6 protein-coding genes are annotated in these 6,362 nt (G+C 71.3%); 2 read left to right on the top strand and 4 right to left on the bottom strand.

The window, feature by feature from the left end; all coding sequences use genetic code 11:
* Positions 1-253 precede the first annotated feature (253 nt).
* Together ACZ4WS_RS36935 and ACZ4WS_RS36930 are read left to right on the top strand one after the other, a co-directional pair.
* Positions 254-928 (top strand): response regulator transcription factor, encoded by a 675-nt coding sequence (locus ACZ4WS_RS36935; protein ID WP_467987284.1) that lies wholly within the window; start codon positions 254-256, stop codon positions 926-928.
* Positions 929-936: 8 nt separating this feature from the next.
* Complete coding sequence (locus ACZ4WS_RS36930) at positions 937-2,616, top strand: hybrid sensor histidine kinase/response regulator (protein WP_467987283.1); 1,680 nt, start codon at positions 937-939, stop codon at positions 2,614-2,616.
* Positions 2,617-2,650: 34 nt separating this feature from the next.
* On the opposite strand, the gene ACZ4WS_RS36925 is transcribed toward ACZ4WS_RS36930, so the two are convergent.
* The 4 genes from ACZ4WS_RS36925 to ACZ4WS_RS36910 form a co-directional block, all read right to left on the bottom strand.
* Entirely contained in the window at positions 2,651-2,779 is a 129-nt protein-coding gene (locus ACZ4WS_RS36925) for a hypothetical protein (protein WP_467987281.1), read from the bottom strand.
* Entirely contained in the window at positions 2,776-4,176 is a 1,401-nt protein-coding gene (gene lpdA / locus ACZ4WS_RS36920) for a dihydrolipoyl dehydrogenase (protein ID WP_467987280.1), read from the bottom strand. The genes ACZ4WS_RS36925 and lpdA overlap by 4 nt, the downstream gene beginning before the upstream one ends.
* A 118-nt stretch (positions 4,177-4,294) precedes the next feature.
* Entirely contained in the window at positions 4,295-5,224 is a 930-nt protein-coding gene (locus ACZ4WS_RS36915) for a hypothetical protein (protein ID WP_467987279.1), read from the bottom strand.
* A 138-nt stretch (positions 5,225-5,362) separates the two neighbouring features.
* Positions 5,363-6,280: an Lrp/AsnC family transcriptional regulator gene (locus ACZ4WS_RS36910; protein WP_467987278.1), complete on the bottom strand. Its 918-nt coding sequence runs from the start codon at positions 6,278-6,280 to the stop codon at positions 5,363-5,365.
* Between the last annotated feature and the right edge of the window lie 82 nt (positions 6,281-6,362).

The following is a 6,362-nucleotide window of genomic DNA, read 5'->3' as shown; positions in this document are numbered from 1 at the left end:
CTGTCGTACACACACCGGGCAGATACACACAAAACAACACCAAACACCCCCCCCCCCCCCCCCCCCCCCCCCCTCCCCCCCCCGCCGCCCCCCCCCCCCCCCCCCCCCCCCCCCCCCCCCCGGAACTCCCCCCGGGCGGCTCCCCCTTGAACCGTGGGCGGTTCCTGTTCTACCTTCGCCACATGGTCGGGGCATCAACGCCCGCTCACCAGCGACACAACATGGGGGCGGCAGCTGGGCCGGGTGGTGCGGGATGCGTCCTCACCTCGCGCTGATCGAAGACGATCCCGATTTCGCACTGATGTGCCGTTCCTATCTGGTGCGCGAGGGGTTCACCGTCACGTGGGCGATCGACGCCCGGGCCGGGAAGGCCGCCATGTACGACGGTGCGATCGAGCTGGCCGTCCTCGATCTGGGGTTACCGGACGGCAGTGGCCTGGAGCTGCTGCGGGCCCTGCGCTCCACCAGCCGTCTCCCCGTGATCGTCATCTCCGGGCGCGGTGACGAGACGGACCGGGTGGCGGGCCTGGAGATCGGCGCCGACGACTACCTGGTCAAGCCGTTCTCGCAGCGCGAACTCGTGGCCCGGATCCGTGCCGTGCTGCGCCGCTCCCAGCCGCCCGATGCGCCGGCCGTCCTCCAGGTCGGGGCGTTGCGCGTCGACACGGCGGCCCACCAGGCCTACGTCGCGGGCGTTCCGCTGACGCTGCGGCCCAAGGAGTACGCCCTGTTGGAGCTGCTGGCCCGCTCCCCCGGCCGGGTCTTCTCCGCCGAGCAGTTGCTGGAGCAGATCTGGGGAGCGTCCTGGCAGCAGCCCGCGACCGTCGTCGAGCACGTCTACCGGCTGCGCGGCAAGCTCACCGGCCTGCCCACACCCGCACCGCGGATCACCACGGTGCGCGGCTACGGCTACCGACTCGATCCCTGAGGGCCGCCATGTCCGCGAGCGTCCCGCATCCCGTCCCGGACTTCCGGCGCCTGTTCGACTCGACGCTGTCCCCACTGCTGGTCCTGGCGCCCGACTTCACGATCGTGGAGGTCAACCGCGCGTATCTGACGGCCACCCGCACCGGGCGGAGCATCGTCGGGCGCCTCATCTTCGACGTGTTCCCCGACAACCCCGACGACCCCTCGGCGGACGGTGTCGCCAACCTGCGCCGCTCGTTGCGGACCGTGGTGGCCACCGGGCGCACGGACACCATGGCGTTGCAGCGGTACGACATCCCGACGGGCGAGGCGGGGGCGTTCGTCGAGCGGTACTGGAGTCCCGTCAACACGCCGGTGCTGGACGGGGACGGCCGGGTGTCGCACATCATCCATCGCGTGGAGGACGTCACCGACTTCGTCCATCTGCGCCGGGTGGGACGCGAGCAGGAGCGTGCCGCCGCCGAGGCACAGATGCGCGCGCAGGGCATGGAGATCGACCTCTTCGTCCGGGCCCGGGAGATCCGCGAGGTCAATGAGCAGCTCAGCCGCGCCAACGCCGAACTCGACGCGGCGGGGCGGACGTTGCGGGAGGAGCAGCAGGCCAAGGACCGGTTCATCGCGACCCTCTCGCACGAGCTGCGCAATCCGCTCGCCGCCGCCACCGCGGCCACCGAACTGCTCGCGCTCGACCTGCCCGAAGGCCATCCGGCGCTGTCGGTCCTGGAGCGGCAGCTCGGCACACTGGCGCGGATGAGCAACGACCTCCTCGACGGGACGCGGGCCGTGACCGGCCGCCTGGATCTGGTGCGCGAACGGACCGATCTGCGCGCCGTCGTGGACAGCGCCTGCGCGGACATCCGCGGCCTGTTCGGCCATGAGGGCCGTGTGCTCGACGTCGCGCTGCCCGCCGAGCCGGTGCTTGTCGACGGGGACCGGCTGCGGCTCGCCCAGGTGCTGACCAATCTGCTGTCCAACGCGCTCAAGTACACGCTCCCCGAAGGCCGTACACAGGTGCGTCTGTCGACGGCGGACGGACAGGTGCGGCTGACCGTCGAGGACGACGGCATCGGCTTCGAACCGGGCCAGGCCGAGGACCTGTTCGGGGTCTTCATGCGGGCGGCTCCGGCGGGCCCCAGTACCCCCGAGGGGCTCGGCCTCGGGCTCGCGGTGGTCCGCACGATCGTCGAACTCCACGGCGGCCGGATCAGCGCGCACAGCGACGGACCGGGTACCGGTGCCTCGTTCAGCGCCCTGCTCCCCCTCGCCCCCTCAGGCACCCCGGAGCCGCGCCTCGCACCGCCGGCCCGTCCCGCGCCCCGACAGCTGGCCATCCTGATCGTCGAGGACAACACGGACCTGGCCACGACCTATCGCACCCTGCTGGAGCGGCAGGGGCACCACGTCACGGCCGTACACACCGGCGCGGACGCCCTCACGGCCACCGAGTCCCACCTCTTCGACGTCGTGCTGTGCGACCTGGGGCTGCCCGACATCGACGGGTACGCGGTCGCCCGCGAGGTGCGCTCGCGCCCGCACGGCGACAGGCTGCGCCTCATCGCGGTCTCCGGGTTCAGCCGGGGCTCCGACCACGGTCAGTCCCGCGCGGCCGGGTTCGACGCGCACCTGGCCAAGCCACTGCCGCTGGCGGAGCTGCTGGAGCTGCTGACGGGCGACTCTCCGGAGAGGTGAGCGTCAGGAACACTCTGTGGTCCGGGCTTCACCGTCAGAGCATCAGCTGGAGGGTGACCGCCACCAGGATCATGGCGGTCACCGCCCAGCTCGGCTCACCCGCGCGCCGCCCGGCGCCACGCGGGTGCCACCGCCGGTCATGGCGACGATGGCTCCGGGTCACATGTTGATCATGTGACCGGCCAGCCCGTGGATGGCCTCCTTGACCGCCTCGCCGAGCGTCGGGTGGCCGTGCACATTGCGCGCGACCTCGTGGACGGTCAGGTCCCACTGCTGGGCGAGGGTCAGTTCCGGGAGGAGCTCGGTGACCTCGGGGCCGATCAGGTGAGCGCCGAGGAGCTCGCCGTACCGGGCGTCGCTGAGGATCTTGACGAAGCCCGCGGTGTCGCCCAGACCGTGCGACTTGCCGTTGGCGGTGAACGGGAACTTCGCCACCTTGACGTCGAAGCCCTTCTCACGGGCCTGCGCCTCGGTCCAGCCGAAGCTGGCGATCTGCGGCTGGCAATAGGTCGCCCGCGGGATCATGACGTAGTCGAGCTCCATGGTCTCCGCGTCGGCGATCGTCTCGGCCGCCACGATGCCCATCGACTCGGCCGCATGGGCGAGCATCAGCTTCGCCGTCACGTCACCGATGGCGTAGATGTGCGGGACGCTCGTGCGACAGCGCCCGTCGATGTCGATCGCCCCGCGGTCGGTGAGCTTCACACCGGTGTTCTCCAGACCGTAGCCCTGCACGCGCGGCTGGAAGCCGATCGCCTGCAACACCTTGCCGGCCTCGAGCGTCTGCCGCTGGCCGCCGGTGGTCACCATGACCTTGACCGAATCGCCCGAGTCGTTGATCGCCTCGACCCGGGTGGAGGTCAGGACGTTGACGCCGAGCCGCTTGTAGCGGCGCGTCAGCTCCGCGGAGACCTCCTCGTCCTCCAGGGGGACGATGCGGTCGAGGAACTCGACGAGGGTGACCTGGACGCCGTAGTTGTGCAGTACGTACGCGAACTCGACGCCGATGGCGCCGGCGCCCGCGATGATGATGCTCTCCGGGAGTGTGTCGGACAGGATCTGCTCCTCGTACGTCACCACACGCTCGCTGAGCGAGGTGCCGGGCAGCAGCTTCGTGGTGGCGCCGGCGGCGATGATGCAGTGGCCGAAGGTGACGGTTTCCGTACCGCCGTCGGCGAGGGCGACCTGGAGGGTGTGGTCGTCGCTGAAGGTGCCGTGGCCGGTGTACTGGGTGATCTTGTTCTTCTTCATCAGGAAGTGGACGCCCTTGACGCGTCCGTCTGCCACCTTGCGGCTGCGGGTGAAGGCCTCGCCGTAGTCGAAGCTCACCTCGCCGTTCACCCGGATGCCGAAGGTCTTGGCCTCCTGGGTGAAGATGTGGGCCAGCTCCGCGTTGCGCAGCAGCGCCTTCGACGGGATGCACCCCACGTTGAGGCACACACCGCCCCAGTACTTCTCCTCGACAATCGCTGTGCTGAGGCCGAGCTGGGCGGCCCTGATCGCCGCGACATATCCTCCCGGGCCGGCGCCCAGGACCACCACGTCAAAGTGTGCGCTCATGACGGCCAGCCTAGGTTCTGTTCGGCGCATCATGCGGGGAGTCAGGGCCGAAGCAGGGTGCGCCATCCGGGCAATGCGACTGGTTGCGACCCGGTATCCGGGGTCCGCCCCCGTCGGCCTACCGCGGCCCGCGCGGTGCTGCGGCGGTCGACCGAGCTCGGTGTCCGCCACGGTCGCCGGCAGCCAGTCGCTCAACGTGCGCGGCCGCAGTGGTCGCTCGGCTTCGGGCGTCACGCACCTGACGGTCCGTCTCGCGCAACCGCTCTCGCGCCCGGCGCTCGTCGGCACGTGCCTGTCCGTGCTGCTTTTCAGCGTTGTTGAGGTCCTCGGTCAAGGCGCTGACGCGCTGCCGCAGTGTGTCCAGCCGCTCCTTGGCGTCCTGCGCCTCCCGGCCTGCTGCCGCTGCCTCCTCCTCGCGCGCCCGCAGTTCGCGTTCGGCGTCCCCGGCCGCCCGGCGGGCTTGGGAAAGCTCTTTGCGCCGCTGTTCCGCCGCCGCGGAATCCTCCCGGTCGGCCGGCGGCGGCTTCGCCGGACGGACCGGTGGACTGCTTCGGCGCGGCGGCGTCCGAACGGCGGCGGGGAAGCCGACGGCCGGGCCAAGGGGCTTGACCAGCCGGCCCGCGGCCCATCGCCTCGCCGCGTCCGGATCGGCGAGCACCGCCTGCAGGGTGTCCTGGACCTCCTGCCGGGCGTCGTCACTGATGGGATGCCCCGCGTCGGCGGCGAGCCGTCCGGCCTGCCGGGACAGCGCACTGGTCAGAGCCCGCTGCCGTTGGGTGAGCTCACGCAGCTGCTCGCCGTTGAGGTCGTGGTGTGCCTGCCGCAGGGCTGCGCCGAGGTCGAGAAGGGGCTGGATCTCGTCGGGCTGTTCGTGTACCAGGAGGTTGCTGGCCCAGGCGGACAGGCTGGGGCGGCGCAGGCCGCTGATCTGCTCCGCGAGCGTGCGATCCCCGGCCGTGCGGGCTGCCGCCGCGCGCTCGTTCCGGGCGGCGGTGAACTGCTCCGGCCGCAGCCCGTACAGCTCGTCGGCGACGGCATCCAGGGCCACGCGCATCCCCTCTTCGGACGGGAAAGCTTCGTATCGATTTTCTCACCATCTGCGCATATACGGTGATTGTTCCGGTACAGGAGGAAACAAGCCGGCGTGAGGCTGCTTGAGCGCGAGGCCCAGGGCGGACCCCGGCACTCAGGAGCTGCCGCCGGCCGCCGGTGGCGCGTAGTCCTCCTTCAGGAGCCGCAGGTGCGTCCACGATTCGACCGAACGCACTCCGGGGACGGCCCGCAGGGTTTCCAGGAAGTGCAGTTCGCCCTCGGCTGAGTGGCTCGCTGCGGTGCCGATCGCGTCGCTGCGACCGAGGGAGTTGGCCAGGTACTCCACCTCGTCCAGCTCTCGTACGACGGAGAGCGCCGCGTCGGAGCGGGCTCCGTCGAGGGTCAGCTGGAATCCGCACAGGCGGGTCGCGCCGAGCGCGTCGGGCTGGACGCGCGCCCCGATGTGCACGGCGCCCGACTCGAGGAGGCGCAGCACCCGGGTGCGGGCCGCGCTGGTGGACAGGCCGACCGCGCCGCCGAGTTCGGCGAAGGGCGTACGGCCGTCCCGCTGGAGCCATTCCATCAGGGCCCGGTCCGTCTCGTCGATCGGGGTGGCCTTGTAGGGGCCGGGCGGGAAGTGGGCGTGTTGCAGGATCTCCGTGTAGACGGCCGTGCGGGTCTCCCGGACGCCGGGCAGCGCGGACACCCGCCGGACCGCGTCGGCCAGCGCGGCCTGGTCGGTGCTGCGCAGCTCGGCGACGAGCGGGAACCGGCCCGCGACGGCGGAGACATAGACGGCGTCGCCCATCGCGCAGACATGTTCGGCGACGGGCAGGACGGGGCCGTCGACGGCGACGGCGACATGCGCGTACGCCGTGAGGCCGAAGACCGACGGGTGGACGACGCCGACGATGCTGACGACCCCGGCGTCCAGCAGTCGCTGCAACCGGGCGCGGGCGGCGGGGCGGGACATGCCCAGGGCCAGGGAGAGCGCCTCGTAGGTGGTGCGGCCGTCGCGCCGGACCTCGGCCAGCAGCGCCTGATCGGTGGCGTCGAGCGCGATCTGCGTCATTCCGTCCTCAATCGTGGGGTCTGCGCGGGGTGTTGACGGAGCCGGGCCCCGCGCGTCGGAGCGGCGTGTTTCAGACGCGTAA

Source organism: Streptomyces sp. NPDC029292 (assembly GCF_055569295.1).
This window is presented reverse-complemented; position numbering and strand designations above follow the sequence as displayed.

Excerpts from the sequence above, each read along its gene's own strand:
- ACZ4WS_RS36935 (WP_467987284.1), top strand. The coding sequence starts at position 254 with ATGCGTCCTCACCTCGCGCTGATCGAAGACGATCCCGATTTCGCACTG.
- ACZ4WS_RS36930 (WP_467987283.1), top strand. The coding sequence starts at position 937 with ATGTCCGCGAGCGTCCCGCATCCCGTCCCGGACTTCCGGCGCCTGTTC.
- lpdA (WP_467987280.1), bottom strand. The coding sequence starts at position 4,176 with ATGAGCGCACACTTTGACGTGGTGGTCCTGGGCGCCGGCCCGGGAGGA.
- ACZ4WS_RS36910 (WP_467987278.1), bottom strand. The coding sequence starts at position 6,280 with ATGACGCAGATCGCGCTCGACGCCACCGATCAGGCGCTGCTGGCCGAG.